General features: G+C 74.7%; 21 protein-coding genes. 9 read left to right on the top strand and 12 right to left on the bottom strand.

Features of this window, described 5'->3' with window-relative positions:
• Positions 1–134 precede the first annotated feature (134 nt).
• Entirely contained in the window at positions 135–917 is a 783-nt protein-coding gene (locus ACZ51D_RS23445) for an SGNH/GDSL hydrolase family protein (RefSeq protein WP_465663452.1), read from the top strand.
• Positions 918–945: 28 nt separating this feature from the next.
• Here ACZ51D_RS23445 and ACZ51D_RS23440 read toward each other — a convergent pair whose 3' ends face one another.
• Positions 946–1,359, bottom strand: coding sequence for a ribosomal maturation YjgA family protein (locus ACZ51D_RS23440; protein WP_465663451.1), 414 nt, complete (start codon positions 1,357–1,359; stop codon positions 946–948).
• A gap of 224 nt (positions 1,360–1,583) precedes the next feature.
• Between ACZ51D_RS23440 and ACZ51D_RS23435 the strand changes: the two genes are divergently transcribed.
• Positions 1,584–3,098 (top strand): DUF2252 domain-containing protein, encoded by a 1,515-nt coding sequence (locus tag ACZ51D_RS23435; protein ID WP_465618063.1) that lies wholly within the window; start codon positions 1,584–1,586, stop codon positions 3,096–3,098.
• A gap of 32 nt (positions 3,099–3,130) precedes the next feature.
• On the opposite strand, the gene ACZ51D_RS23430 is transcribed toward ACZ51D_RS23435, so the two are convergent.
• Positions 3,131–3,817: an alpha/beta fold hydrolase gene (locus ACZ51D_RS23430; protein WP_465663450.1), complete on the bottom strand. Its 687-nt coding sequence runs from the start codon at positions 3,815–3,817 to the stop codon at positions 3,131–3,133.
• A 310-nt stretch (positions 3,818–4,127) separates the two neighbouring features.
• Here ACZ51D_RS23430 and ACZ51D_RS23425 point away from each other — a divergent pair, with 310 nt between their 5' ends.
• Both ACZ51D_RS23425 and ACZ51D_RS23420 read left to right on the top strand, forming a co-directional pair.
• Entirely contained in the window at positions 4,128–5,501 is a 1,374-nt protein-coding gene (locus tag ACZ51D_RS23425) for an FAD-dependent oxidoreductase (protein ID WP_465618057.1), read from the top strand.
• A gap of 218 nt (positions 5,502–5,719) precedes the next feature.
• Positions 5,720–7,021, top strand: coding sequence for a DUF5685 family protein (locus tag ACZ51D_RS23420; protein ID WP_465663449.1), 1,302 nt, complete (start codon positions 5,720–5,722; stop codon positions 7,019–7,021).
• 43 nt (positions 7,022–7,064) lie between these two features.
• Here ACZ51D_RS23420 and ACZ51D_RS23415 read toward each other — a convergent pair whose 3' ends face one another.
• The 3 genes from ACZ51D_RS23415 to ACZ51D_RS23405 all read right to left on the bottom strand — a co-directional run bounded on the left by ACZ51D_RS23415 (position 7,065) and on the right by ACZ51D_RS23405 (position 8,133).
• Positions 7,065–7,265: a hypothetical protein gene (locus ACZ51D_RS23415; protein ID WP_465618053.1), complete on the bottom strand. Its 201-nt coding sequence runs from the start codon at positions 7,263–7,265 to the stop codon at positions 7,065–7,067.
• Positions 7,258–7,401, bottom strand: a complete 144-nt coding sequence (locus ACZ51D_RS23410) for a hypothetical protein (RefSeq protein WP_360493981.1) — start codon at positions 7,399–7,401, stop codon at positions 7,258–7,260. The genes ACZ51D_RS23415 and ACZ51D_RS23410 overlap by 8 nt, the downstream gene beginning before the upstream one ends.
• A gap of 162 nt (positions 7,402–7,563) precedes the next feature.
• Entirely contained in the window at positions 7,564–8,133 is a 570-nt protein-coding gene (locus ACZ51D_RS23405; RefSeq protein ID WP_465618050.1) for a TetR/AcrR family transcriptional regulator, read from the bottom strand.
• Between the two features lie 103 nt (positions 8,134–8,236).
• On the opposite strand from ACZ51D_RS23405, the gene ACZ51D_RS23400 reads away from it, so the two are divergent.
• Both ACZ51D_RS23400 and ACZ51D_RS23395 read left to right on the top strand, forming a co-directional pair.
• The gene (locus tag ACZ51D_RS23400) at positions 8,237–8,719 is read left to right on the top strand and encodes a nuclear transport factor 2 family protein (protein WP_360493975.1); all 483 of its coding nucleotides are present in this window, start codon (positions 8,237–8,239) and stop codon (positions 8,717–8,719) included.
• A 164-nt stretch (positions 8,720–8,883) separates the two neighbouring features.
• Positions 8,884–9,936 carry a hypothetical protein gene (locus tag ACZ51D_RS23395; RefSeq protein WP_465663448.1) on the top strand — a complete coding sequence of 351 codons (1,053 nt, stop codon included), beginning with the start codon at positions 8,884–8,886 and terminating at the stop codon, positions 9,934–9,936.
• A 59-nt stretch (positions 9,937–9,995) separates the two neighbouring features.
• On the opposite strand, the gene ACZ51D_RS23390 is transcribed toward ACZ51D_RS23395, so the two are convergent.
• Both ACZ51D_RS23390 and ACZ51D_RS23385 read right to left on the bottom strand, forming a co-directional pair.
• Positions 9,996–10,592, bottom strand: a complete 597-nt coding sequence (locus ACZ51D_RS23390; protein ID WP_465663447.1) for a hypothetical protein — start codon at positions 10,590–10,592, stop codon at positions 9,996–9,998.
• Positions 10,593–10,703: 111 nt separating this feature from the next.
• On the bottom strand, positions 10,704–11,240 hold the full coding sequence (locus ACZ51D_RS23385; RefSeq protein ID WP_465618044.1) for a MarR family winged helix-turn-helix transcriptional regulator: 537 nt from the start codon (positions 11,238–11,240) through the stop codon (positions 10,704–10,706).
• An 80-nt stretch (positions 11,241–11,320) separates the two neighbouring features.
• On the opposite strand from ACZ51D_RS23385, the gene ACZ51D_RS23380 reads away from it, so the two are divergent.
• Entirely contained in the window at positions 11,321–12,640 is a 1,320-nt protein-coding gene (locus tag ACZ51D_RS23380) for an MFS transporter (RefSeq protein WP_465663446.1), read from the top strand.
• A gap of 66 nt (positions 12,641–12,706) precedes the next feature.
• On the opposite strand, the gene ACZ51D_RS23375 is transcribed toward ACZ51D_RS23380, so the two are convergent.
• Together ACZ51D_RS23375 and ACZ51D_RS23370 are read right to left on the bottom strand one after the other, a co-directional pair.
• Positions 12,707–13,603, bottom strand: a complete 897-nt coding sequence (locus ACZ51D_RS23375) for an alkaline phosphatase family protein (RefSeq protein ID WP_465618040.1) — start codon at positions 13,601–13,603, stop codon at positions 12,707–12,709.
• A gap of 145 nt (positions 13,604–13,748) precedes the next feature.
• Positions 13,749–14,744 carry a phospholipase D-like domain-containing protein gene (locus ACZ51D_RS23370; RefSeq protein ID WP_465663445.1) on the bottom strand — a complete coding sequence of 332 codons (996 nt, stop codon included), beginning with the start codon at positions 14,742–14,744 and terminating at the stop codon, positions 13,749–13,751.
• A gap of 370 nt (positions 14,745–15,114) precedes the next feature.
• Here ACZ51D_RS23370 and ACZ51D_RS23365 point away from each other — a divergent pair, with 370 nt between their 5' ends.
• On the top strand, positions 15,115–16,392 hold the full coding sequence (locus ACZ51D_RS23365) for a serine hydrolase domain-containing protein (RefSeq protein ID WP_465618038.1): 1,278 nt from the start codon (positions 15,115–15,117) through the stop codon (positions 16,390–16,392).
• A 50-nt stretch (positions 16,393–16,442) separates the two neighbouring features.
• Here ACZ51D_RS23365 and ACZ51D_RS23360 read toward each other — a convergent pair whose 3' ends face one another.
• Both ACZ51D_RS23360 and ACZ51D_RS23355 read right to left on the bottom strand, forming a co-directional pair.
• Complete coding sequence (locus tag ACZ51D_RS23360; RefSeq protein WP_465663444.1) at positions 16,443–18,833, bottom strand: ATP-binding protein; 2,391 nt, start codon at positions 18,831–18,833, stop codon at positions 16,443–16,445.
• Between the two features lie 375 nt (positions 18,834–19,208).
• Positions 19,209–21,929, bottom strand: coding sequence for an AfsR/SARP family transcriptional regulator (locus ACZ51D_RS23355; RefSeq protein ID WP_465663443.1), 2,721 nt, complete (start codon positions 21,927–21,929; stop codon positions 19,209–19,211).
• Positions 21,930–22,306: 377 nt separating this feature from the next.
• On the opposite strand from ACZ51D_RS23355, the gene ACZ51D_RS23350 reads away from it, so the two are divergent.
• Positions 22,307–25,165 (top strand): AfsR/SARP family transcriptional regulator, encoded by a 2,859-nt coding sequence (locus ACZ51D_RS23350; RefSeq protein ID WP_465618033.1) that lies wholly within the window; start codon positions 22,307–22,309, stop codon positions 25,163–25,165.
• A gap of 52 nt (positions 25,166–25,217) precedes the next feature.
• Here the strand turns inward: ACZ51D_RS23350 and ACZ51D_RS23345 are convergent, their stop codons facing one another.
• Positions 25,218–25,928 carry a sigma-70 family RNA polymerase sigma factor gene (locus ACZ51D_RS23345; protein WP_465618031.1) on the bottom strand — a complete coding sequence of 237 codons (711 nt, stop codon included), beginning with the start codon at positions 25,926–25,928 and terminating at the stop codon, positions 25,218–25,220.
• Positions 25,929–25,936: the final 8 nt, after the last annotated feature.

Below are 25,936 nucleotides of genomic sequence, written 5' to 3'. Positions count from 1 at the left end.
AAGGATCTTGTTCTTTCCGGGGTGCGGCGCTCTGAGCCGCGAGGAGAGCCGACGAGGGTACGTGGTCCATCTCACGTGCGGCCGGGGCGACCTACGGTGGCGTAGGTCACTTGATTGGGTGAACTATCTCTTTCATGCCGTACCTCCAGGAGACCCTTGACCTCAGCTCGTACGCCGCCCTCGGGGACAGCTTCACCGAAGGCCTGAACGACCCCGGTGTCGACGGCAGGTTCGCCGGATGGGCCGACCGCCTGGCCGGGCTCCTCGCCGCCGGGCGCCCGCCGGGCGCATTCCGCTACGCCAACCTGGCGGTGCGCGGCCGACTGTTGGACCAGATCGCGGCCGAGCAGGTGCCGCAGGCCCGCCGGCTCCAGCCCGACCTGGTCACCTTCTGCGCCGGCGGCAACGACATCCTGCGGCCGGGCAGCGACCCGGACGAGGTGGCCGAGCGCTTCGAGGCCGCCGTCGTCCAACTCGTCGAGTCCGCCGGGACGGTGCTGATCTGCACCGGCTTCGACACCCGCGAGGTGCCGCTGCTCAAGCACCTGCGCGGCAAGATCGCGACCTACAACGGGCACATGCGGGCCGTCGCCGACCGCAACGGCTGCAAGGTGGCCGATCTGTGGTCGCTGCGCGCGGTGCAGGACCGCCGCGCGTGGAGCGAGGACCGCCTACACCTGTCCGGCGACGGCCACCAGCGGGTCGCCCTGCTGGCCGCCCGCTCGCTGGGCCTGGCCACCGAGCAGGACCCGGAGGCGCCGTGGCCGGACGCCCCCATGCTCACCCCCGCCGACCAGCGGCGCGAAAACCTCCAGTGGGCCCGTGAGTACCTGATCCCCTGGGTCGGCCGACGCCTGCGCGGCGAGTCCTCGGGCGACCATGTCGAGGCCAAGCGGCCCGACCTGCTGCCCTTCTGACGGAGCGTCACGTTATCCTGACGATCCGTCAGGTAGCTCCGCCGGGTGCTGCGCCGCGAACGGCCCGCAGCACCCGGTGGAGCAGCACGGCAGCGCCCGCGCCGACCAGGTACCAGAACAGGTCCGGCGGGTTGAACGTCGAGCCGAGGACCAGCCGGACGAGCATGCTCCGGCGACCCCAGGCGTCCGGCAGCCCGGTGAGCTGGAACAGCTCCACGGCCCAGCTCAGCGCGGCCGCCAGGGCGGCGGCCCGGGCCGGCCGGATCCTCGGCGCGACCAGCACCACCAGCGCGTACACCAGGACGGTGTAGAGCGCGTCCCCGGCGTACTTGGCGACGTCCCCGCCCGACACCGCCCGCACACCCAGACCCGCGGCCACCGTCACCACGGCTGCTGCCCCTGCGGCCGTGCGGGCACGCAGGTTCCCCCCAAGATCATCCACGGGCCCACGCTACCCCGCTGCGGTGGCACCCGCATCGTCCGGGGCGCGTCGGCGGTCAGGGGCAGGCAGCGCACGGACGGGGCGGACGGGTACGGGTGGGGGCGATCTCACCCGCCCCGCAGGAACCACCGTGCGGCTCCGGACGTCCCTCCCCCCGATAAACCATCCGCGCAGCTCGCGGGCGGGTAAGGACCGGAAGGGACGGGCGGGGCGCGGTGGCGCGGATGACCGAAGCAGTGGACGGAACTGAGCTGAGAGCAGCGGGAGGCCGGGGCGGGCCTGGCGTCGCGGCGCAGCGGAGCATGGCAGCGCAGCGGAGCGTCGTGGCACAGCGGAGCGCGGACGGTGCGGACGACCCGGCCGGGCGGGCCCGGCGCGGGTTCGCGGTGGCCGGGTTCGCGTCGGCGCAGGACGGGCGGGCGCGGGAGCGGGGCAAGGAGCTGCGGGCCCGGGTGCCCCGGGAGCGGCACGCGGAGTTCGCCCTCGCCCACGGGCGGCCGACGGCCGTGGAGGCGATCGAGGCGTCGAACGCGGGCCGGCTCGCCGAGTTGGTGCCGATCCGGGTGGGACGGATGGCGGCCACGCCGTTCGCGTTCCTGCGCGGGTCGGCCGGGCTGATGGCGGCCGACCTCGAGGGCACGCCGGTGACCGGGGTCGGCGCGCAGCTGTGCGGCGACGCGCACGCCGCCAACTTCGGCCTGTACGGCGATGCGCGCGGCCAACTCGTCATGGATATCAACGACTTCGACGAGACCGTGCACGGTCCGTGGGAGTGGGACGTCAAGCGGCTCGCCGCCAGCCTGGTACTGGCCGGCCGGGAGACCGGCGCGAGTGAGACCACCGCGCGCGAGGCCGCCGAGCACGTGGCCGGCTCGTACCGCCGGACCATGCGTACGCTCGCCAAGCTGCCCGCGCTGGACGCCTGGAACGCCGTCGCCGACGAGCAGTTGGTGTCCTTCGCCGAGGCGCACGACCTCGCGGACGTGCTGCGCAAGGTCGGCGCCAAGGCGCTCGGCAACACCAGCGCGAAGTTCGCCGCGCGCAGCACCACCCGTACGGCGGACGGCGGTTGGCGTTTCTCCGCCGCTCCTCCGGTGCTCACCGAGGTGACCGACGCGACCGCCCGGGCCGTCGCCCACGCGCTCGGCCCGTACGTGGAGACGGTGCCCGCCGAGGTGCGCACGCTGCTGTCCCGCTACCGGGTGCAGGACGTGGCGTTCCGGGTGGTGGGCACGGGCAGCGTGGGCACCCGCTCGTACGTGGTGCTGCTCACCGACCACCGGGACCAGCCGCTGGTGCTGCAGGTGAAGGAGGCCCGCCCGTCCGCGCTGCTGCCGTACCTGCCGCCGGTGGAGCGGGACGGCCACGAGGGCCGGCGGGTGGTGCTCGGCCAGAAGCACATGCAGGTGGTCAGCGACACCCTGCTGGGCTGGACGACGGTCGACGGACTCCCCTACCAGGTGCGGCAGTTCCGCAACCGCAAGGGCAGCGTCGACCCGGCCGCGCTGCTGCCGACCCAGCTGGACGACTACGCGCGGATCACCGGCGCCCTGCTCGCCCGGGCGCACGCGCACACCGCCGATCCGAGCCTGCTGGCCGGGTACTGCGGCAAGAGCGAGGCGCTGGACGAGGCGGTCGCGGCCTTCGCCGTGGCCTACGCGGACCGCACCGAGGCGGACCACGCCGACCTGCTCACGGCGGTGCGCAGCGGGCGACTGCCCGCCGAGCACGGCGTGTAGTCACTCCGGCAGGCACTCCGCACAGCGTGTGGTCACTCCGACAGGAACGGCGCCACCGCGGCGACGAAATCCTCGGGCCGGGCACCGTGCACCAGGTGCCCGGCCTCGATGGTGACGAGGCGGCAGTCCGGGATCAGCCGGACGAGTTCGGCGATCCGCTCCTGGGGGACGTGGCTGGTCGGGCCGCCCGCGACCGCCAGGGTGCGGGCGGTGATCCTCGCCAGCCCCTCCCGCCAGGCCGGATCGGGGCTGTCGATCTGGGCCCGGACGGCCCTGACCATGGCCCAGTGGAAGTGGACGGACTCGTCCGGGTCGTCCGGCAGCGCACTCGCGGGGCGCGGGTACAGCGCGGGGATCTCCTCCAGGACCAGCCGGTCGATCCGTTCCGGCGCGGCCTGGGCGAGCAGGTAGGCGACGGCCCCGCCCATGGAGTGGCCGACGAGGTCGACGCGGTCCAGCCCGAGCGCGTCGAGGAAGGCCAGCACGTCGTCCCGCATCGCCTGCAGGCTGTAGGCCCCGGCCCGGTCACTGTCGCCGTGGCCGCGCAGGTCGAGCGCGTACACGTGGTGGCCGGGGGCGAGACCGGGCAGCACCACGTCCCAGTCGGAGGCGCGCTCGCCGAGGGCGTGCAGCAGTACCAGCGGCGGGCCGTCGGCGCGTCCGCTCTCGCGGTAGGCGAGCGTCACTCCGGGCAGGTCCACGGTCCGTACGTCGGTCATGCAGGCCACCGTACGGGCCGGAAGACCGTCAGCGGACCGCAGTTCGCCCTCGGCAGAGCGCGACCGGCTCGTCCTCGCGCCGCTCCCGCGCGGTGGCGCGGCCCGCGAGGACCGAGGCCAGGACGGCGAGTCCGGCCACCGCCGCGCAGACCGCACTCGTGGTGGGGCAGGCGGAGCGGTGCCCGCCGCCGCCGGCGGTCTGCCGCAGGTAGACGCCGGACAGGCCGAGACCGCGACGGCCGACCCGGCGCTGGGCCGAAGATCACCGAGCAGTAGGATCGATTCGCAACACGACGCGAAGGGGAGCTCAATGGCGCGGGTTGCGGTGGTCGGCGGCGGTATCAGCGGACTGGGGACGGCGCTCATGCTCGGCCGGCGGGGCCATACGGTCACGTTGTTCGAGCAGGACGCCAGACAGGCCGGCGAGGACCTGAACCAGGACTTCTTCGACTGGAACAGACCGCGAGTCCCGCAGGCCAACCAGCCCCACTCGTTCCTCGCGCCCGTGCGCACCGTGCTGCGCGCCGAGGCCCCTGACGTCTACGCGGACCTGCTGGCCCGCGGAGCCCACGAGTACCACGACTTCGACTGGTTCGGTGAGCACCCGCCGCATCGGGCCGGCGACGAGGAACTGGTGACCCTGCGCACCCGCCGCATCGTGCTGGAGGCCGCCCTGACCGCGGCCGTGCAGCGGGAATCCACCGTCGAGGTGCGGCGAGGCTCCCGGGTCAGCGCCCTCGTCTTCGAGGAGGGCAGCCCGGCTCGGGTCACCGGCGTGCGGGTGGGCGAGGAAACGCACCGGGCCGACCTCGTCGTCGACGCCTCCGGTCGTCGCTCGCCGATACCTGCCTGGCTGATCGCGGCCGGCTGCCGCCCGCCCGTGGTCGACAACCACCGCACCGGGATCACCTACCTGTGCCGCTGGTACCGCCTGCGCGCCGACGGCCCGCGTGACCCCGGGCGGGTGAAGAACGGCTCGACCGCGCCGTACGCACTCGCCGGCATCTTCCCGTCCGACAACGACACCTTCGCGGTGAGCCTGGTGGTCTCCACCGGTGATCCGACCCGCAGCGCGCTCATCGACCCTGCCGTGTTCGAGGCCGTCGTCCGCCGCTTCCCCGCCACCGCCGCCTGGCTCGACCTGGACCCCGAACCGCACTCCGCCGTGCTGGCGATGGCCGGCCTGGACAACCGCTGGACCTCGCTCGTCGACGCCGACGGACCCGTCGTCACCGGCCTGGTCAACGCCGGGGACAGCCTCGTCCACACCAACCCCACCCTCGGCCACGGGGTGGCCCTCGGCCTCCGGGCCGCCCAGCACCTCGCCACCCACGTCGACCGGATCGCCGCCGACCCCACCGGCTACCACACCTGGGCTGCACAGACCCTCCGCCCGTGGTTCGACGCGCAGGTGGCGGCCGACCGTGCCAACGAGCAACGCCTCACCGACAGTTCTCCGTCCACGGACGTACGGGCCGCCGCCCAGGCCGCCTGCGCCTTCGACGATCCCGTCGTCATGCGCGCCCGGGCCCAGGTGCGCCACCTCGTGCGCACACCCGACGAGGCCTTCGGCAGCGACGAGGTGCGCGAGCGCGTCACCGCCTGGCTGGCCGAGCGCCCGGACTTCTCGCCCCGGCACGACGGCCCGACCCGGGACCAGTGGGACGCGCTCATCCCGGCCTGAGCGCTTCGACCCGGGGCGGCGGCGGCCGGGACTCCCGACCGTCCGCAGGCCTCCCGTCCGTAGGCCTCCGGGTGGCACGCACCCTTGTGGCTTCGGCCGCTTCCACCACGGTCGTCCCCGCTCAGGTCCGTCAAGGGCTCGGCCCAGGCACGCCGCTGATCATATGATGTGCGGCGAATCGTGGCCGGTCAGCGGCCCGAAAGGCGAGGGGGACGATCGTGTTCGGCATCATCAGACCGTGCAGGCACCGGCTGTCCGAAAAGCTGCAGACCTCCTGGATGGCCCACCTGTGCGGGCTCTGCCTCGCACTGCGCGACGACCACGGTCAACTCGCCCGGACCGCCACCAACTACGACGGCCTGATCATCTCCGTCCTGGTCGAAGCCCAGGCCGCCCGGGAGGACGTCTCCTGGCGGCGCACCGCCGGGCCGTGCCCGCTGCGCGGCATGCGAACCGCCTCCGTCGCCAAGGGCGAGGGCGCCCGGCTCGCCGCCGCCGTCTCGCTCACCCTCGCCTCGGTGAAGATCCGCGACCACGTCGAGGACCGCGACGGCGTGTTCGCCCGCCGCCCCGTCGCCGCCGGGGCCCGCGCGGTCACCCGGCGCTGGGACCGGCAGAGCGCCGGCAGCGCCTCGACGATCGGCTTCGACACCGCCGTCCTGCTCGAAGCCGCCTCCCGGCAGGGCGAGTTGGAGCGCTCGCTGCTTCCTGGCGGATCCGTCCTGCTGGTCACCGAACCCACCGAGACCGCCACCTCGGCCGCCTTCGCGCACACCGCCGTCATCGCCGGACGCCCCGGCAATGCCGCCCCGCTCGCCGAAGCCGGGCGGCTGTTCGGCCGGCTCGCCCACCTCCTCGACGCCGCCGAGGACCAGGCCGCCGACGCCGCCTCCGGCGCCTGGAACCCGCTCACCGCCACCGGCACCGACCGCGCCGAGGCCGAACGGCTCTGCCGCGACGCCGTCCACGGCATCCGGCTCGCCCTGCGCGAGGTCGACCTGACCGACCGGGCGCTGGTCCACGTCCTGCTCGCGCACGAGACCGAGCGCGCCGTCGACCGGGTCTTCGGAGCCTCGCACACGGCCGACTGCCGCACCACGGGCGGCGCCGCGGGCGCCACGCCGGACGTCACCACGGACGTCACCACGGACGTCACCACGGGCGAGCACCCGCACGACGCGCCGCCGCGCCAGGCGCCGCCCGGACAGGACCCGGGTGCGCCGATCCCGCCGTGGGTGCCGCAGGGCCCCGGCTTCACCCCGCCCGGCGAGAAGCCGCCGCGCCCCCGCAACCTGCTCGCCGGGTGCGCGGTGTGGGCGCTGATGGCCTGCACCTGCCAGCTGCTCTGCTGCGACCACAACGACCCGTTCAGCCGCCGGCGCCGCCAGGGCTTCTGTGAGCGGCACGACTGCTGTGAGTGCCCCGACTGTTGCGACTGCTGCAACGGCTGCTCCGGGTGCGGAGACTGCTGCAACTGCTGTGACAGCTGCGACGGCTGCGACTGCGGATGCGACTGTTGAGGCGACTGCCGAGACGGCTGCCGAGGCACTTGCCGATCCACCGTCAGTCGGCGTCCCCGGCGACCGCCTTCCCCGGCATCCCCGGCATCCCCGCCTGATCGGCGCCGACCGGCCCGGAGTGCCCCCGCGGCACTCCGGGCCGGTCGGCGTTCCCGTACTCCACGCCCTCGCTCCCGCGCTCGCCCTCACCGCGCCGCCACAGCGGAACCACCGCCACCGGGCACCACCCGGCGAACTCAGGCATCGCGCCCCGCCGCCTCCCGGTCCGCCATCAACGAGTGCTCCAGCCGCGCCAGCAACTGCCGGAACCGCTCGGTGTCCTGCTCCGTCATTCGCCCCTCGGGCACTGCCCCCGGCCGCTCGGCCGTTCTCTCGTCCATGCGCCCGACGGTAGGCGATGACGATCAACGGCCGATAAACGTGCCCTGGAGTCCGGATGTGGTCGGCCCGTGAGCGCGGGCCCCGATCCGGCTGTCGGCACCGGCGGTCGGGCGAAACGGCGGTCGGCGAACGGCGGTCGGCGAACGGCCGTCCGGCTGCGGTCAGGGCCGGCCCGCCAGGGCGGCGTCCAGCAGCAGCCGGGCGGCTTCCCTGGCGTCGGCGGCGGCCGTCGGGTCGCCGTGGACGGCGGCGGTGGTGATGGCACCCTCGGCGAGCAGGGCCAGGTGGGCGGCGGTGGCGGGCGGGGCGCCGGCGGCCTCGGCGAGGCCGGCGAGGTAGCCGCTGAACTCCTCCTTGTGGTGCCGGGCGGCGGCCGCGACGACGGGCGTGGTGGCACCCAGTTCGCCGAAGGAGTTCACGAACGCGCAGCCGCGGAAGCCGGGTTCGGCGAACCACTGGCCGAGCCAGTCGAAGACCGCGAGCAGCTGGTCCCGGGGGGTGCCGCCGGCACGGGAGACGTGCACGGCGAGGCTCGCCCGCCAGCGGCCGTCGCGGCGCTGCAGGTAGGCCTCGACCAGGTCGTTCTTGGACGGGAAGTGCTGGTACAGGCGGCGCATCGTCACGCCGGAGGCGGTCCGGACGGCGTCCATGCCGACCGCTTGGATGCCCTGCCCGTAGAACAGTTCCTCGGCCGCGTCGAGGATGCGGGTCCGCGGGTCTTCGTGCTCCATCTGCCGTGCCCTTTGCGCGAGAACGATAGTTCTCCTATCGTAGCCACGGAAGTGAGAACGATCGTTCTCGCCAGTGGAATACCCGTTCCCGAGGAGTTCACCCATGGCCGAGCAGCTCGACGGACAGCGACCGCCCCTGCCCCCGTTCACCGAGGAGACCGCCCGGCAGAAGGTCCGGGCCGCCGAGGACGCCTGGAACACCCGCGACCCGCAGCGCGTCGCCCTCGCCTACACGCCCGACAGCCGCTGGCGCAACCGCACCGAGTTCCTCACCGGTCGCGAGCGGATCGCCGAGTTCCTCACCCGCAAGTGGCGCCGCGAGCTCGACTACCGGCTGATCAAGGAGCTCTGGGCGTACGACGGCAACCGCATCGCAGTCCGCTTCGCCTACGAGTGCCACGACGAGGCGGGCCGGTGGTACCGCTCCTACGGCAACGAGAACTGGGAGTTCACCCCGGACGGCCTGATGGCCCGCCGCCACGCCTCCATCAACGACCTGCCGATCACCGCCGAGGAACGGCTGTTCCACTGGCCGCTCGGCCGCCGGCCCGACGACCACCCGGGCCTCACCGAACTCGGCCTCTGAGTGCACTGAAAGCCCTGTCGGGCTGCCACCGGAACACTGCTGACGCCGTATCGGCGCATCGGACCGCGCTGTTCCAGGTCTGTGACACATCGCGAACCGGTCATTGACCTTGCGCTGGGACGCTTCTCCCCAGAAAGCGAACAGCACCATAGGGGGGACCTGGAATGTCCGTGCGCAACAGATTCGGCACCGCCGCCGCGATCGCCCTCATGACCACCGTGGGCGCGGTCCTGCTCTCCGCCTGCGGTCCCGACGGCCCCGACTCCGGTCCCACCGCCGCACCGACCGGCGCCGCTCCCGCTTCGGCGGCGCCGGGGACGGCCGCGCCCGGTGCCCCGTCCCAGTCCGGCAGCCCGGCGCCGGGCGCCAAGGAGGTCAACGGCACCTCCGCCGCCAACCACCTCACCATCAGCACGGGCACCCAGACCGTCGCGATGAACGGCGCCACCGTCGACTTCGGCACCACCGTCCGCGACCTCGCCTGGTCCCCCGACGGCAAGAAGGCCGCGTTCGTCAACGGCAGCGGCGACCTGGTGATCGCCAACCCGGACGGCACCGGGAAGGTCACGCTCGCCAAGAACCCGGGCGGGGAGACCTGGTCCCACCCCACCTGGCTGCGGGCCACCGCGATGCCCGGTGACACCTCCGGCGCCGCGGGGCTCGAGCGCTTCAACACGATCGTCTTCGCGTCCGACAAGGGCGGTGTGCTGAAGCTGGAGCGGGTCCCCACCAAGACCCCCGGCGCCACCCCCGAGGTGCTCACCCCGCACAGCTCCGAGGGCGGCGACGACAACCTGCCGCAGCCGCCGCAGACCGGCAACACCTGGGCCAACGCCGGCGGCCACCGCGGCGAGATCGCCTACGCCAACACCCCGGCCAACGAGGTGTACATCTACGACGACTACATCCGGCCCGCGGCCCGGGACATGGGCAAGGGCTCCCAGCCGGCCCTCTCCCCCGACGGCGAGCACCTGGTCTTCGTCCGCTCGGTGAACGGGCACGACCACCTGTTCACCCGCTCCACGCAGTTCGACCAGAAGCCCGAGAAGGACCTCACCCCCTCGGCCACGACCGACTACACCGAGCCCGTCTGGTCCCCCGACGGCAAGACCATCGCGGCCCGCACCCCGGACGGCGTCAGCACCCTGCCCACCGACGGCTCGGCTGGGCCCGTCCGGGTCTCCACCATCAAGGGCCTGCCCGCCTACCGGCCGTAAACAGCCGCACGGCCGTGAACCGCGGCACGGCCGTGAACCGCAGCGCGACGGTGCGCTTACTACTGTCCCCGGCCGGGCTGCTTCGCCAACTCGGCGCGCAGCTCGGCCAGGTGCTCGTCGGCCGACTCGTGCGGCAGGTACTCGACCAGGTCGAGGAAGCGGAACAGCACCCGGGTCTCGGTGACCGCGTACTCGTAGTCACCGAACCCGACCACCGCGCCCAGCCCACCGCGTGCCGCCCCGTGGACGGCGGCCGACGTCAGTGCGTCGGCCGCGTCCTCGGCGGTCACCCGTCGCCGGGCGTTCGGGCGGGCCAGGTACGGGCAGACCATCGACGCGTAGAGCATGCACGCGCGGTGCCCGGGGCCCTCCATGGTCGGCGCGAGGTTGCGGTACGGCCGGCCGGCCGCGAGCGCCTCGGCGATCGCGGCGCTCTCGGCGGGCCCCACGACCCGCCACACCGGTCCGCGCTCCATGAATCCGCCGCACACCGAACAGCGGCGCTCCAGCGCGCAGTCGGCGCTGCGGCCGTGGTCCGTCAGCGCGAACTGCGGCTCCTCCCCGTGCCACGGCGTGATCGCCGGCACCGGGTACCCCCGCCCGTCCCGGGGCCGCGCCCCCACACCGTCCGGCATCGGCACATGTTCGAATCGCACGCCCCTATCGATATCAGGGACGGGACCAGCCGGTCGACCCCGGGCGTGAGACCCCGCCGACCCCGCCGACCCTGCTGGCCTCGGTGGCGCCCGCCCCGGCGCCGACCGCGGTCAGCCCGAGCGGCCGTCCTCGGGGGCCTCCTGGACCAGCATCACCTTCCGCAGCAGGTCCGACAGCGTGCGCCGCTCGTCCTCGGAGAGCACTCCGAGCAGTCGGCGTTCCTCCCGCCCGACCACGTCGAGGGCCTCCTGCCACGCGGCGCGTCCGGCCTCCGTGAGGAGGATGTCGACCTTGCGGCGGTCCTCCGTGGAGGGGGTGCGCACGACGAAGCCCCGCCGTTCGAGGGTCTCCAGGCGGCCGGTGATCGAGGCCGGGGCGAGGTTGAGGTCGGCGCGCAGGTCGGAGGGGGCGGCGTGGCCGCCGCGGCCGGCGAGCTCGTGGAGGGTGTCGAACTCGTGCTTCTGCAGGCCGTAGTCGGCGACGCCCTGTTCGCGGACCCGGCGGAAGTGCCGGGTGAGTTTGGACATGCGGGTGACAGCGGCCTCGATGTCCGGGTCGAGGTCGGGCAGCACCGGTTGCCAGCGCTCGACGTGGCCGTCCGTCCAGTCGCGGGGCGGGGTGCGGTCCTGGTGGGGGTGCTCGGCCATGGGAGGAGTCTACAAACCTCAAAGCAACGCCATCAAAATATTCGTTGTCAAAATTTCGTCACCGAAATACAGTGCGGCGCGTGACCCGACACCCCCTGCGCCTACCGGACTTCCGCCTGCTCTTCCTCGGCCGGACCATCTCCACCCTCGGCGACGCCGTCGTCCCCGCCGCCCTCGCGATCGCCATCACCCGGGCCACCGGCTCCTCCGCCGCGCTCGCCCTGGTGCTGGGCTGCGCGATGGTGCCGAAGCTGCTCCTGCTGCCCTTCGGCGGGGTGGTCGGAGACCGCTTCGACCCGCGCCTGGTCGCGCTCACCACCGACCTCGTCCGGGCCGTCGCCCAGGTGCTCGTCGGCCTGGAGCTGCTCGGCGGGCACCCGAGCCTGCCGCACATCGCCCTCGCCTCCGCCGTCGGCGGCATCGCGTCCGCCTTCGCCATGCCGACCGCCTCGCCGCTGGTCGCGGCCACCGTCCCGGGCGAGCTGCGGCTGCGCGCCAACGCCCTGCTGGGCACCGCGAACGGCGCCGCCCGCCTCGGCGGTCCGGCCCTCGCCGGGCTGCTGGTGTACACCGCCGGGCCCGGCTGGGCGTTCGTCCTGGACGGCGCCTCCTTCGTGGTCAGCGCCGCGCTGCTGACCCTGCTCACCCGGTTCACCCGACCCGCCGGTGACCGCGCGCCCGCCGCGGACCGCGCCGACCACGCCCCGGGCGAACCGCGCTCGCTGCGCCGGGACCTCGCCGACGGCTGGGGCGAGGTGCGCTCCCGGGACTGGTACTGGACCAGTCTGATCGCCCACGGGGTGTGGAACGGCGCGAGCGCCGTGCTGCTCACCCTCGGCCCGCTCATCGCCGCCACCCGCCTCGGCGGCGACGGCGCCTGGGTGGCGTTCACCCAAGCCGGGGCGGTGGGCCTGCTGGTCGGCTCGCTGATCGCCGGGCGGGTCCGCCCCCGCCGTCCGGTGCTGGCGGGCAACCTCGCGCTCGCGCTGTACGGGCTGCCGCTGCTCGCGCTCGCCGTCCCGGCCCCGGCGCCCCTCGCGGTGGCCGCGCAGGCGGTGGCGATGACCGGGCTGGGCTTCCTCAACCCGGTGTGGGCGACGGTGGTGCAGCAGGACTTCCCGGCCGGGGTCCTGGCCCGGGTCACCTCGTACGACTGGCTGCTCTCGCTGGGCGCCGCCCCGCTCGGGTACGTCCTGGCACCGCTGGCCGCCGACGCCTGGGGAAGCCGGGTGCCGCTGCTGACGGCCGCGGCGCTGGTGACACTGGTCTGCGCGGGCACGGCGGCGGTACCCGGGGTGCGCAGGCACGGCGCGCGGCCCGCAGCCGGCACCGGAACCGCGCCCGCCACCGGGCCCGGAGCCGGAGCCGAGCCCGAGCCGGAGCCGAGCCTGAGCCGATGACCACGCGGCCGCCGGCTCAGGCTCGGCCTCCGGCTCAGGAGAAGGTCAAACCCCGATCGCCGGAGCTCAGTTCCAGATGCCGGTGATGTCGCTCGCGGTGGCCGCGTTGCCCGCGTGGCCGCCGGCGCCGGCCAGGTCCTCCAGGGTGCGCAGCACGTTGTAGTGGTTGTAGGTGGTGGCGGAGCTGCTGCCAGGGGTGACGTGGGCGCCGTAGACCAGGGTCGGGATCCGGTTGCCGGACAGCTTGTTGTCCTCGTCGAAGGTGACGACGAGGAGGCTGTTGTGGGTCTGCGCCCAGGTGGCGTAGGCGCCGAGGTTGTTCTTGATCCAGGTGTCGCCGGTGCTGACCGAGCAGTCGTGCATGTCGCTGCAGAGGTTCGGCACGACGAAGGAGACGTTCGGCAGGGTGGTGTAGTCGGTGGGGAACTGCGCGAAGGTCTTGGCGCTGCTGAGCGGGACGTTGCCGAAGCCGAACCACGGGTTGTGCTTCTGGGCGTAGTTGCCGCTGCTGCACACGGTGCTGCCCTGGCTGGGCAGGGTCTCGTTGTAGCTGGCCCAGGTCTTGCCGGCGGCGATGACCTCGGAGGCCAGGTTGGCGCTCTGGAAGCCGCCGACGGTCACGCAGCTGTCGTCGACGCGGCCCTGGGTGGAGCCGGAGAACAGCGCGTAGTAGTTCGGCTCGCTGGGGTGGGTGATGCCGAAGGACTGGGTGAGGTTGGCGCCGCCCGCCTTGAGGGTGTTGTTGAGGTACGGGGCGCTGCTGCTGCCGATGACCTGGGTGTAGGCGTGGTTCTCCATCACCACGACGATGATGTGGTCGGGCGTGGGCAGGGCGGCCGCCTGCGCGGTGGTGGCGGTGGCCGCCCACAGGCCGGCAGAGGCGGCGACCAGGGCGACGGCGGAGCCGATCGCGGTCGCGGTGCGGCGGGAGCGGGGGTTCTGGGGCTTCGTGGACGAAGTCATGACAAATCCTCGGGTGAGGAGCGGCCCCGGTGAGCCGCTCGGCATGGGGGGAAGGAACGTTTCCCGTACGCCGGGTGACGACCAGTACGCCTCAGCGCTGCGTCAGGACGGCGTCAGTACGTGTTGGTGCGGCGTTGGTGCGGCGTCAGTACGGCGTGCCGTTGGCGAAGTCGCCGGCGACGGTCGACTCGATGGCGTCGAGCACCCCGGAGTCGGTGGTGATCAGGCCCAGCTCGCGGTTGTGGTTCAGCGAATTGTCGGAGAAGTTCTCCGAGCCCGCGAACACCTTGGCCGACACCGTGCCGTAGTCGGCGACGATCGCCTTGGCGTGGACGTACAGGCCGGTGGTCGACGAGTAGGTGACGACCTGGCCGCCCGCCGCGGTCACCTGGTCGAAGGAGTCGGCGTACGAGCCCGGGTTCATCCCGACCACGCGCACGGTGACGCCGCGCGAGGCCGCCGCGGCGACGGCGTCCACCAGGGCCGCGTCGCCGAACTCCAGCTGCTCCAGGTCGAGGCTGGTCCGCGCGCCGTTGATCAGGGCCAGCAGCCGGGACTGCGAGTCGGTGGGCGACCAGACCAGGTTGTCGCCGTCGGTCGGGGTGACGGCGGTCTTGGCGTAGTCGGCGGCGAAGACCCGCTCGATCGCGGCGACGTCGTTGGCGTCGGTGTCGATGACGCCGTAGTCGCGGTCGTTCGCGTAGTAGGCGGAGTCCAGGTTGCCAGTCATGATCAGCGACGTGGCGCCGTCCACCGTGACGGTCTTCTGGTGGGTGTAGACGAACGCCGTGGAGGAGTACGTCACCCCGACCCCGGCGGCCTTGAGGGCCGAGTAGGCGGAGCCGTTGACCGAGGTGTGCGCGCCGTCCAGGATCACCCGGACCTTGACGCCGGCCCGCTGACGGGCGATCAGGGCGTTGACGGCGGTGGTGTCGCGCAGCTCGTACATGGTGACGTCGACGGACCGGGTCGCCGCGTTGATCAGGTTGTAGACGACGGTGTGGTCCTGGTCGGGGAAGACGATCGCGGTGTACGTAGCGGAGGCCGTGGTGGCGGCCTGGGCGGTGCCGGACAGCGGTATCAGACCGGCGGTGGCGAGCAGCAGGGCGCCGGCGCGGCGCGCCAGGGAGGCCAGGGGCATGGGGAAGCTCCATGGTCGGGTGACGGGGAACCTGGTGACGGGGAACCTGGTGGGCGAAGCTGGACGGGCGAAGCTGGTGGCGGGAGGCTGCTGAAGGGATCCGGCGGGAGGGAGCCGGTGCGGGGGAGCATGCCGGAACGCGCGGTGAGCGCCCGAACAGCATGCGGCGCGGCCGTCAACGCGGGTAGACGACAGCAGGTAAAACCTTGGCTCCGGACCGGGAAACGAACGGGGCGGCCGACACGCCGATTCCCACAACGGACGATGCGGGCGAACCGGTTCACATTGCCTTCGACCGCCCCGGCCGGTGATAGTGATCTTCGATCGGCGCGGCCGGACGCCGCGTCAGCTGATGAGAGAGCCGAGGAACATGGCGAAGACCAGCCTCCTGCGTCCCCTCGCGGTGGCCGCCGCCGCTGCCGTCCTGATGGCGACCGGCGCCGTGCACGCCGCGGCCGCCGACCGGGGCGCCGCCGACGCGCCCGCCTCCGACATCCCCGGCGTGCTCGCCGCCCTGCAGGCCACCACCGGCGCCGGCGCCCCGGGCGCCTTCGCGGTGATCCGCGACCACGGCGACAAGGAGAACGCCCGATCGGTGTCGGTCGGCCGGGCCGACCTGGACGGGACCCCGATGAACTCCTCGTGGAGGTTCCGGGTCGGCAGCAACAGCAAGATGTTCACCGCCGTTCTCGTGATGCAGCTGGCGCAGGAGGGCCGGATCGACCTCGACAAGCCGCTGCGCGACTACCTGCCGGAGGGCACCCTGCCGGAGGGGTGGACCATGACGGGCCGCCAGGTGATGGAGCACCGGGCGGGCGTCTACGACCACACCAACGACCTGCTGGAGCAGGCGGGCGAGGAGACCACCAGCGCGTTCGAGGCGCGCATCCGCACCAATGTGTACGACCCGCGCGACCTGGTGGCGATGTCGGTCAAGCACGGTGTGCAGTACACCCCCGGCACCCGCTACTCGTACTCCAACACCGACTTCGTGCTGATGGGCCTCGCGGTCGAGCACCTCACCGGCCAGCCGTTCGCGGAGGTGCTGAACGAGCGGATCATCCAGCCGCTCGCCCTGCGCAAGACCTCCTTCGTGGTGCCCGACCAGCAGATCCGGGGTGCCCACGTCACCGGCTACCTCACCAACGACGACCGCAGCAAGCCGCTGCTGGACTCCACCGCGCAGAACGGCTCCTGGGTGTGGAGCGCCGGTGCCGTCATCTCCGACGCCGAGGACCTCGACCGCTTCCTCACCGCGCTGCTGGCCGGCGGCGAGGGCGGGCTGGTCTCGGACGACTCGCTGCGGCAGATGACCGCCGCCCTGCCGACGCCCACCGCGAAGATCTCCTACGGCCTGGGGCTGCGCCGCATCTCGCTGTCCTGCGGGGACGTGTACGGCCACGGCGGCATCGTGCAGGGGTTCCAGACCCAGTCCTTCGTGACCCAGGACGGGCGGCGCAGCGTGGTGGTCTTCGCCAACGCCTCCAACAACGGCGCGGTGACGCAGGGGCTGATGAACACCCTGGAGCCGGCCTTCTGCGGCAAGAAGCCCGCGGTCGCGTCGAAGAAGTCCTTCGCGCCGAGCGCGGATGTCCGGGGCTCGGACCTCACCGACGGGCTGCCCGTGGTGGAGGACACCCGGATCTGACCCTGCGGCGCCCGTCCCCTCTCGCCGCGGAGAGGGGACGGGCGCTCGTGTCAGTGCCCGGGCGGCCCCTGGAAACCGCCCCCCGGCCGGGGGCCGTTCGCGCTGAGGTCGCTGAGCGCCTCGGTGAGCAGTTCCCGGGCCTCCTCGGCGCGGCCCTGCTCGATCAGCGCGGTGCCGAGTTCGGTCAGCGTCTTGGTCATGCTGTCCGGCCGGCCGACCGCCTCGTAGTGCGCCAGGGCCTGCCGGTAGGCCTTCTCGGCGGCCGGCCAGCGCTTCAACGCCGCACGGTCCAGGCCCAGTTCGTGCGCGGTCATGGCCGCGAGCAGGTTCATCAGCGGCGCGGACCAGCGCTCCACCAGCTCCAGCGCGCCGGCCAGGGCCCGCCGCCGGGTGTCCACGGCCTCCTCGGCCCGGCCGGACTCGCGCAGGCAGTTGGCGGCGCCGCGCAGGGTGACCAGCCGGCCGATCATCGCCGAGCGGTTGTCGACCTCGGCGAAGGCGTCCGCCGCCCGTTGGAAGGCGTCGATCGCCTCGCGGTGCCGCCGCAGGTAGCGCAGGCCGGAGGCGAGGTAGGTGAGAGCCCAGCCCTGCTGCTCCCGGTCGCCCAGCGCCTGGGCCAACTCCAGTCCTTCGGCGGCCAGTTCGATGCCACGCTGGTAGCGGTGCAGACAGGTGACGTACGTCCAGGCCAGGTAGTTGACGTGCACCGCCTCGGCCTGCCGGTCGCCGAGCGCGCGGGCGGCGTCCACCGAGAGCTGGAACACCTCCGCCCAGATCCCCCAGCTCAGCAGCCGGTCGGAGAACCAGTGCATGGCCTCGGCGGTGTCGATCACCTCCCGGTGGCGGCCGGTCCGCTGCGCCTGGTGCAGGGCGGCCAGCCACTCCAGGTGCTCGTACTCCAGCCAGCGTGCGGCCTCGGTGAGGTGCGCGGACGCGGAACCGGTGACCTCGGCGCCGTCCCTGGCGTGCTCGGGGTCGAACCGCAGCCCGTAGGCGGCGGCCCGGTCGAGGAGCCAGCGCCCGGCCCGGGTGCGGGCCTCGGCCAGGTCCTCGGGGGCCTCGTCGACGGCCAGCCGTTCGCCCGCGTAGAGCCGCACCAGGTCGTGCAGGCGGTAGCGCTCCGGGGTGGCCGGCTGCACCAGTCCGGCGTCGACCAGTTGCTCCAGCACCAGTTCGGTCCGGGCCGCCGACCGGCCCGCGTAGGCGGCGGCGACCACCGCCGTGAAGTCCGGTCCGGCCGTCAACGCGCATCGCCGGAGCACCAGTTGGGACTCGGCGGGCAGGCGGCGGTAGGACAGCTCGAAGGCCGGGCGGACCGCCAGGTCGCCGGTCTCCAGCAGGTCCAGGCGGTACTCCTCGGCGGCCAGCTGGCGCACCAGGTGGGCGACCGGCTGCTGCGGGCGGGCGACCAGCCGCTGCCCGGCGATCCGCAGCGCGAGGGGCAGGTAGCCGCAGAGCCCGGCCAGTTCGGCGGTGGCGTCGGGCGCGGCCTCGATCCGCTCCCGGCCGGCGATCCGGGCCAGCAGGCCGGCCGCCTCGGCCGGAGCGAGCACGTCCAGGCTCAGCCGGTGCACCGACTCCAGTCCGGGCAGCGCGTTGCGGCTGGTCACGATGGTCACGGCCGGTCCGGAACCGGGCAGCAGCGGGCGCACCTGGCTCTCGTCGGCGGCGTCGTCCAGCACCAGGACCAGCCGCCGCTCGCGCACCAGGGCCCGGTAGAGGCCGGCCCGTTCCTCCGTCCCGGCGGGCACCGCGGCGTCCGCGACGCCCAGGGCGCGCAGCACCTGGCCGAGGGCGTCACGGGCGGGCAGCGGGTGCGCGGACATGCCGCCGAGGTCGAGGGAGAGTTGGCCGTCCGGGAAGCGCGGGGCAAGGGTGTGGGCGGCGTGCAGGGCGAAGGCGGTCTTGCCGAGGCCGGGCTGACCGCTGACCAGCACCACCCGGGGATGGGCGGGCCGGTCGTCCGAGGCCAGGCCGGCGAGCGCCGCGAGGGCGCCCTCGCGGGCGGTGAAGTCGGCGATGTCGCGGGGTAGGGCGAGGGCGCTCTGGCCCGCGATGACGGGCGCTGTCCGGGGCGCTTGCTCCCTGCTCCCCGGGTCCCCGTTCCCCGGGTCCGTGGTCGCCGGGTTTTCGGGCGGCGCCGCCTGGGCCCCGACCCGCGCCGGACCCGGCCGGACGCCGCGCGGGCGCCCGGACTGCGCGGCACGGTCCAGCGCCTCCGTCTGCTCGCCGACCAGGCCCAGCGCGACGGCCAGGGCCCGGACGGTGCGCCGCTGCGGCCCGCGGGTGCGGCCCCGCTCCATGTCCCCGAGGGCGCGCAGGCTGACCCCGGCGGCCGCGGCCAGTTCCTCCTGGGTCAGGCCGGCCGCCACCCGGTGTTCGGCCAGCAGACGGCTGAACTCCCCCACGTCCGTGCCCGTTCCGCCGACCCCAGCCGCCATGCCCCGCCCCCACTCACTCGGTCCTGCCACTTCCGCACTTCTGCCTGGAATCACGCCGGGCGATCGGCACCAGGCAGAAGTATGCCCCGGCGGCGGAATTGCCCGTACCCGATCAATCGTCGACGTCTCTTCCCAGCTCAGGGGTACCGCCCGGGTGTCGGACGGTCCGGCGGCGAAGGCCGTTCCCCACGTCGGAACTGCCGGTAGTTCCGCCTGCGGTTCCGCTCTCTGGTGAACGGCTCGACGGCGGGTCGAGGTTCACATCGGGTTTTCCCTCCGGTCTCCCCTCGGGCTTCCCATGGGTTTTCCGGGGGCCGGCGGGACGGTTCCGCCCATCGGTCGGCGGCTGCCCACCGGTCGGCGACCGCCCGTAGGTCAGCGGCCGCCCGTCGCCAGTGTCTCGGCGTGGCGCCGGGCCTCGGCCCCCTCCATGCCGCGGCCCAGCTCGCACAGCAGGTCCGCGAGCAGTCCGTGCGAGCGCGCCTCGAGCGCGGGATCGCCGACGGCACGGCCGAGGGCGACGGCGAGCCGGGCCGAGGACAGCGCGGCGTCGCGGCGGCCGAGGGCGTGCAGGGCGCGGGCGCGGCTGTGGGTGGCGAGGACGGCCTCGGCGCCGCCGGGGCCGGCGGTGGCTTCCCGGACGGCCTCGTCGGCGTGGGCGAGGGCCGGGCCGGGGTCGCCGGCCAGGACCAGGGCGTCGGCGAGTCCGGTGAGCGAGGGCACCAGCAGGTGTCCGGTGACCGGGGTCCGGGCGGCGGCCACCAGGTCGGTGAGCATGGGCAGGGCCCGCTCGTAGCGGCCGGCCCGCAGCAGCGCGGCGGCCACCCGGCTGCGGCAGTGGTGGCGCAGCGCCGCGTCACCGGCCCGGTCGGCCGCGGCGACGGCGAGGTCCAGCTGCTCGGCGGCGGTGCGGTGGGCCGCGCGGGCGATGTGCAGGACCGCGAGGTCGGTGCCGAGCCGGGCGACGGCCGCCGCGTCGCCGTCCGCGTGCGCGGCGCTCAGCCCGGCTTCGACGACGGCCCGCCAGTGGGTCCGGTCGTGGCCGGTGGCCTCGTACAACAGGGCGATCCGGTGGGCGAGTTGCCAGGACCCGGCGGTCCGTCCGTACTGCTCGGCGCACACCACGACGGCGCGCAGGGCGCTCTCCTCGCGGCCGAACCAGGCCGCCGCCCGCTCGCTGCCGCCGGCCGCAGCCGTGCACTCGGCCGTCCAGCCTGCGGTGACGTCCAGGTAGTGGGCGATCAGCCGGTCGAGGGCGACGAACCGTTCGTCGCAGGTGAGTTCGGCGGCCTGCCGGGCGGCGTAGCGGCGCACCAGCTCGCGCCGGGCGTAGCGGCCGGGGGTTTCCTCCTCCAGCAGGTGGACGGCGTCCAGCCCGGTCAGCAGGGAGCGGGTGGCGGCGGGCGGGAGGTCGGCGAGGGCGGCTGCGGTGTCGGTGTCGATCACCGCGCCGGGGTGCAGGCCGAGCAGGGTGAACAGCCGGGCGGCGGCGGGCGGCAGCGTCCGGTACGTCCGGTCCAGGGCGGTGGTGAGGCCGATCGGGCCGCGGGCGGTGCTGGTACCGGTGCCGGACAGGGCGGCCAAGCCGGCCTCCTCGGCGGCGAGTTCGCGGGCGAGGTCGCCCGGGGTCCAGTCGGGTCGGGCGGTCAGCCGGGCGGCGGCCAGGCGCAGCGCGAGCGGCAGACGGTCGCAGCGCTCGGCGAGTTCGGCGAGTTCGGCGACGGTGTCCGGGTCGCCGCCGGTCCGGTCCGGTCCGAGGGTGCGGGCGAGCAGCGCGGCGGCGTCCTCGTGGCCGAGCGCGCCCAGCGGGAGCGGGACGCCGCCCTCGTGGACCAGCAGGTGGCGCAGGCGGCTGCGGCTGGTGACGACGGTGACGGGGGCCGGCCCTGGTTCTTCCCCGCCCTCGGTGTCCGCCGCCGGCGGGTCGGGCAGCAGGGGCCCGAGCTGCTCGTGGGAGGCGGCGTCGTCCAGCAGGATCGCCATCCGCCGGCCGGCGACGAGTTCGCGGTAGCGGCGGGAGCGTTCGGCGGTCGAGGCGGGGTGGGCGTCCGGGGCGACGCCGAGGGCGGTGAGGAACTCGGCCAGGACGTCGGCGGGTTCGCGTGGCCCGTCCGGGTCGAAGCCGCGCAGGTCGGCGCGGAGGAGGCCGTCCGGGAAGTGGCGGGTGCCGTGCCGCGCCGCCCAGTGCTGGACCAGGGCGGTCTTGCCGACCCCCGCCGGGCCGGTGACCAGGATCGGATGGCCCGCCCGGGCCGCGGGCAGGACCTCCTCCAGGCGGGCGAGTTCGGCACCGCGGCCGACGAAGCGGCGGTCGGGTGGGGCGGGCTGCTCGCCGAACTGCTCACCGGCGCGGCGCAGTTCCGGTCCGGGCGGGCCGGGGAGCCGGGCGATCGCGCGCTCGTACCGCTCCCGCGCCTCCGCCCGCCGCCCGTCCTGCTCCAGGCAGCGGACCAGCCGGGCGGTCAGCGTCTGCCGGGACGGGTTGGCGTCGGCCGCCTCGGCCAGTTCGGCGGTCGACTCGCCGCCGCGGCCCGCGCGGAGGAGTTCCTCGGCCAGCCGTTCCAGGGCGCGCAGTCGCAGGTCGGTGAGGTGCGGGAGCGCCCGCTCGCGCAGCAGGGCTGAGCCGCAGTCGGTGAGCGCCGGGCCGTGCCACAGGTCCAGCGCGGCGCGCAGCAGCGGCAGCGCGGGGCTCTCCGGGGCCGCATCCCTCGGGGCCGCCTCCCCCAGGCCCGTCTCCCCCGGGGCGACGGGCCCGGGCAGCGGGACGCCCGCCTCCTCGCAGAGGCGCGCGAAGCGCAGCGCGTCGACCCGGTCGGGCTCACCGGCCAGCAGGTAGCCGGAGCCCCGGGTGCCCAGCACCAGCCCCGGCCCGTCCAGCAGTTGGCGCAGCGCCGCGACGTGCCCCTGGAGGGCGGCCCGCGCGGTGGGCGGCGCCGCGCCGTCCCAGACCAGCTCGATCAGCTCCTCGGTGGCCACCGTCTGGTTCAGCCGCACGGCGAGCGCGCTCAGCAGCGCCCGCCGTTTGGGGGCCGAGGGCGTCACCGCCGTCCCGTCCTCCCGCCGCAGGACCACCGGCCCGAGCAGATCGATGTGCACGCGTCCCTCTTCTCCCCCACCCGCGGACTTCCGTCCGAGGATAGGCCCGACCTGCCCGTTCACGCTCTCGCGGACCGGTCGGGCCGCCGCGACCCGCGCTCGAACCGGACGTGGCGGTCGGCGTCGTGTCTCTCCGTCATGGCGGCACGGTATCCGGCGGGTCCGACACGAAGGACCGGGCCCCCTCGGGGATTCCGGCCCGGTGCGGGCCCGGGCCCGGGCGCGGGAGGCAAGGCCCCTCGGCGGTCGACGCAACCCGCACCCGCCCCGACCGCGTCCCCCGGGGCAGGAGCGGCGCGGCGCGGACCGTTTCGCGCATTACACTGCTCCACCCCGGGGACCACCCCGGGTGTGACGTGCGGCGATGGTGGGGGTACGTGGTGCGGATTCGGCTGCTCGGCCCGGTGGAGTTGCGGGTCGGGGCGGACGGCTTCGCCACGTTGGCGGGGGCGCAGCGGCGCGCGATCCTGGCGCTGTTGGCGCTGGGGCTCGGACGCGTGGTCACCGTCGACCGGTTCTGCGAGGCGCTGTGGGGGGAGCAGCCGCCGGCCAGCGCGCGGGCGGCGGTGCAGGGGCATGTCGCCGCGCTGCGCAAGGTGCTCGCCGGCACGCCGTTCGAGCTGCACACCCGGGCGTCGGGCTACCTGCTGACCGGGCCGGCCGACGAGGTGGACGCGCTGCGGTTCGAGACGCTGACCACCCGGGCCGCCGAGCACGCCGACACGGCCGACACGGCCCACACGGCCGGCACGGCCGGCTGCGGTGGCGGCGCCGAGGCGATCGCCCTGCTGGAGGAGGCCCTGCGGCTGTGGCGCGGCGACGCCCTGGCCGACCTGCCCGACACCCCGCTGCGCACTGCCGCCGTGGACCACCTGAAACAGTCCCGCACCGCCGCCCTGCTCTGCTGGGCCTCGCTGCGGCTGCGCCAGGGCACCGGCGCGGCGGCGGTGGCCGTGCTGGAGGAGAACGTCCGGACCGACGGGCTGCGCGAGGAACTGGTGGCGCTGCTGATGCGCTGCCTGCGCCAGGCCGGACGGCCCGCGGACGCGCTGACCGCCTACCACCAGGCCCGGCAGCGCCTGGACCGCGAGCTGGGGCTCCGCCCCGGCCCGGCCCTGCAGGCCGCCCTCGCCGAGGTGCTGGCCGACGACCGCCCGGAGCGGGTGCCCGCCGCGCCCCCGGCCCCCGGGCCCGCCGCCCGCGTCCCCCACCGGATCCCCCGCCGGATGGTGGACTTCGTCGGACGGCAGGCCGAACTCGACCGGCTCGACCACACCTGCGCCCCGGACCGCGCCGCCGACGGCCCGGTCCTGGTGGTCGGCCCCGCCGGGGTCGGCAAGAGCGCGCTGGTCACCGCCTGGGCGCACCGGGCCGCCGCCCGCTTCCCCGACGGCCGGCTGCACGCCGACCTGCGCGGCCTCGCCCCGACCGGCCCGGCGCAGCCCGACGCCGTCCTCGCCGACTTCCTGCACGCCCTCGGCGTCCCGGCCGACACCGTCCCCGCCGACCGCGCCGGACGCGCCGCGCTCTTCCGCGAACGCACCAGGGGCCGACGGCTGTTGGTGGTCCTGGACGACGCCGCCGACCCCGACCAGGTCGCCGACCTGCTGCCCGAAGGGCCCGGCTGCGTTGCGGTCGTCACCAGCCGGGGCTCGCTGGAGGACCTGGTCGCCCTCGACGGGGCCGCCCTGCTGCGGCTGGCCGCCCTGCCCGAGGACGACGCCCTGCTCCTCCTGGAACGCGCCCTGACGCCCGAACGGGTGCGCGCCGAACCGGAGGCCGCCGCCCGCCTCGTCCGCCTCTGCGACCGACTGCCGCTCGCCCTGCGGATCGCCGCCGCCCGCCTCGCCGCCCAGCCCGACTGGACGGTCGCCGAGCTGGCCACCGAACTCGCCGACGAACAGACCCGGTTGGCCGTCCTGGACGCCGACGGCACCCTCGGCATCCGCGCGCAGCTGCATCTGACGTACCGTCGACTCTCCGAACCCGCCGCCGACCTGCTCACCGCCCTGGCCGTCCACCCCGGCGGCGAGGTCGACACCCCGACGAGCGCCGCACTGCTCGGCACCGACACCGCCACCGCCCACCGGGCGCTCGGCGAACTGGCCGCCCACCACCTACTCCCCGGCACCGCCCCCGGCCGCTACGGCCGCACCGACCTGGTCCGGCTGTTCAGCGCCGGACTGCTCGCCGAACTGCCCGAACGACGACGACGCCTGCTCCGGGAACGCCTGGCGGACTACTACCTCGCCGCCCTCCAGCACTGCGGCTGTTACCTCGACCCCGGCCAGGAGGACTCCGACTCCCCCGCCCACCCGCCGCAGGCCCTTCCGCCCGCCGGTGACATCCGCACCGCGCTCGACTGGTTCCGCGCCGAGGAACCCGCCGTCCACGCACTCGTCGGCGCCACCGCTGACACCGACCCCGAACGCGCCTGGCGGCTCGCCCTGACCAGCGGCTCGCTCTACTACGGCGCCAGCCGCTTCACCGACTGGCTCGCCACCGCCCGGGCAGGCCAGGAGGCGGCCGAACGGTGCGGGGACCCGGTCGCGGTCGCACTGCTGCACAACTGCCGGGCGCAGGCCCTGGTCGCGCTCGAACGCCGGCACGAATCGGCGGAGGCGGCACGAAAGGCGGTGGCCGCCACCGAATCCGTCGACGGGCCGCGGGCCGCGTCCGCGCGCGTCCGGGCGCTCGCCACCCTCGCCTTGGTCACCGCGATGCTCGGCACCACCGCCGAAGCCGAACGGCTGGCCGCCTCCGCCACCGCCCTCGCCCTGGCGTCGGGCAACCGCCGACGGCTGGTCGACGCCAAAGTCCACCAGGGCTGGGTCCGCCTGGCCGGCGGCGACCGGGAAGGCGCGCAGCGCTGCTCCCGCGAGGCCCGCGAGCTACTGCCGCCCGCTCCCGTCACCCAGGTCCACCTCTGGTCACTGCTGACCGAGGCACAGGCCCTCCCGCCGACCGTCCGCGACGAGACCGCCGACCTCGCCTGGCACCGGTTGCTCGCCGCGTGCGAGGAGGCGGGCCTGCTCTACCTGCACGCGGTCACCGAACAGTCCTACGCCGCCCACCTGCTGGCCCGCGGCCGGGAACCGGAGGTGGGCGGCCGGCTGCGCATCGCGCTCGACCGCTTCCGCGCCCACGAGCGGCAGGCCGGCTACCTGAGCGAGTTCACCACCAGCCTGGAGGAGTCGCTCAACCTCCGCTCCACCGGCTGGCCACCGGGCCGCTGAGGCGGGCGAACGGGCAGCGGGCGGCCGAAGCGGGCCGACCGTCAGCGGACGGTCAGCGGGCGGCCGAAGCGGGCCGCTGAGCCGGCACGGTCACCGGACCGGCCGCGGCGGCGCCGCCCTCCGCGGCCGCTGCCGCCGTGCGGACGGGCGGGGCGTACCCGTGCTCCGCCGCCAGGACCGGGCGCAGCGCCCGAATGGCGTAGAAGTTGCGGGACTTGACCGTCCCCGGCGGCACCCCCAGCCGGGCCGAGGCCTCCAGCACCGACCGGTCCTTCAGGTGGAGCTCGACCAGCACCTCCCGGTGGTGCTTCTGCACCCGGCGCAGCGCCAGCGCGATGTCCCGGGCGACCACGACCTGTTCGTACGGGTCCTCGGCGAGCGGGCGGTCCTCCAACGGCTCACCGATGACCTCCTTGGCGCGGGCGGCGGCCATCCGGTAGTGGTCGATCGCGATCCGCCGGGCCACCGTGAACAGCCAGGGCCGGCTCTGCTCGGGCCCGGCGCTCAGCGCCTCCGGGTGCTGCCAGGCGCGCAGCAGGGTCTCCTGCAGGATGTCCTCGGCCTTGCCGCGGTCCCCGCCCGTGGCCCGCAGCAGCGCACGCAGCAAGTAGCCGCCGTGCAGCCGGTGGATCTCGGCGAGCGTCTCGGGGTCGAGGGTCGGACGGACCGGGCGGGCCGGGGCAGTGGCAGCCCCCGCCGCGTCCGACGGACCCCCGGAGGGCTGGGCGACGGGCGTGGACTGGGCGACGGACGGCTTCGACACGCGCTACC

It is taken from the genome of Kitasatospora sp. NPDC033851 (genome assembly GCF_055576085.1).
This window is presented reverse-complemented; position numbering and strand designations above follow the sequence as displayed.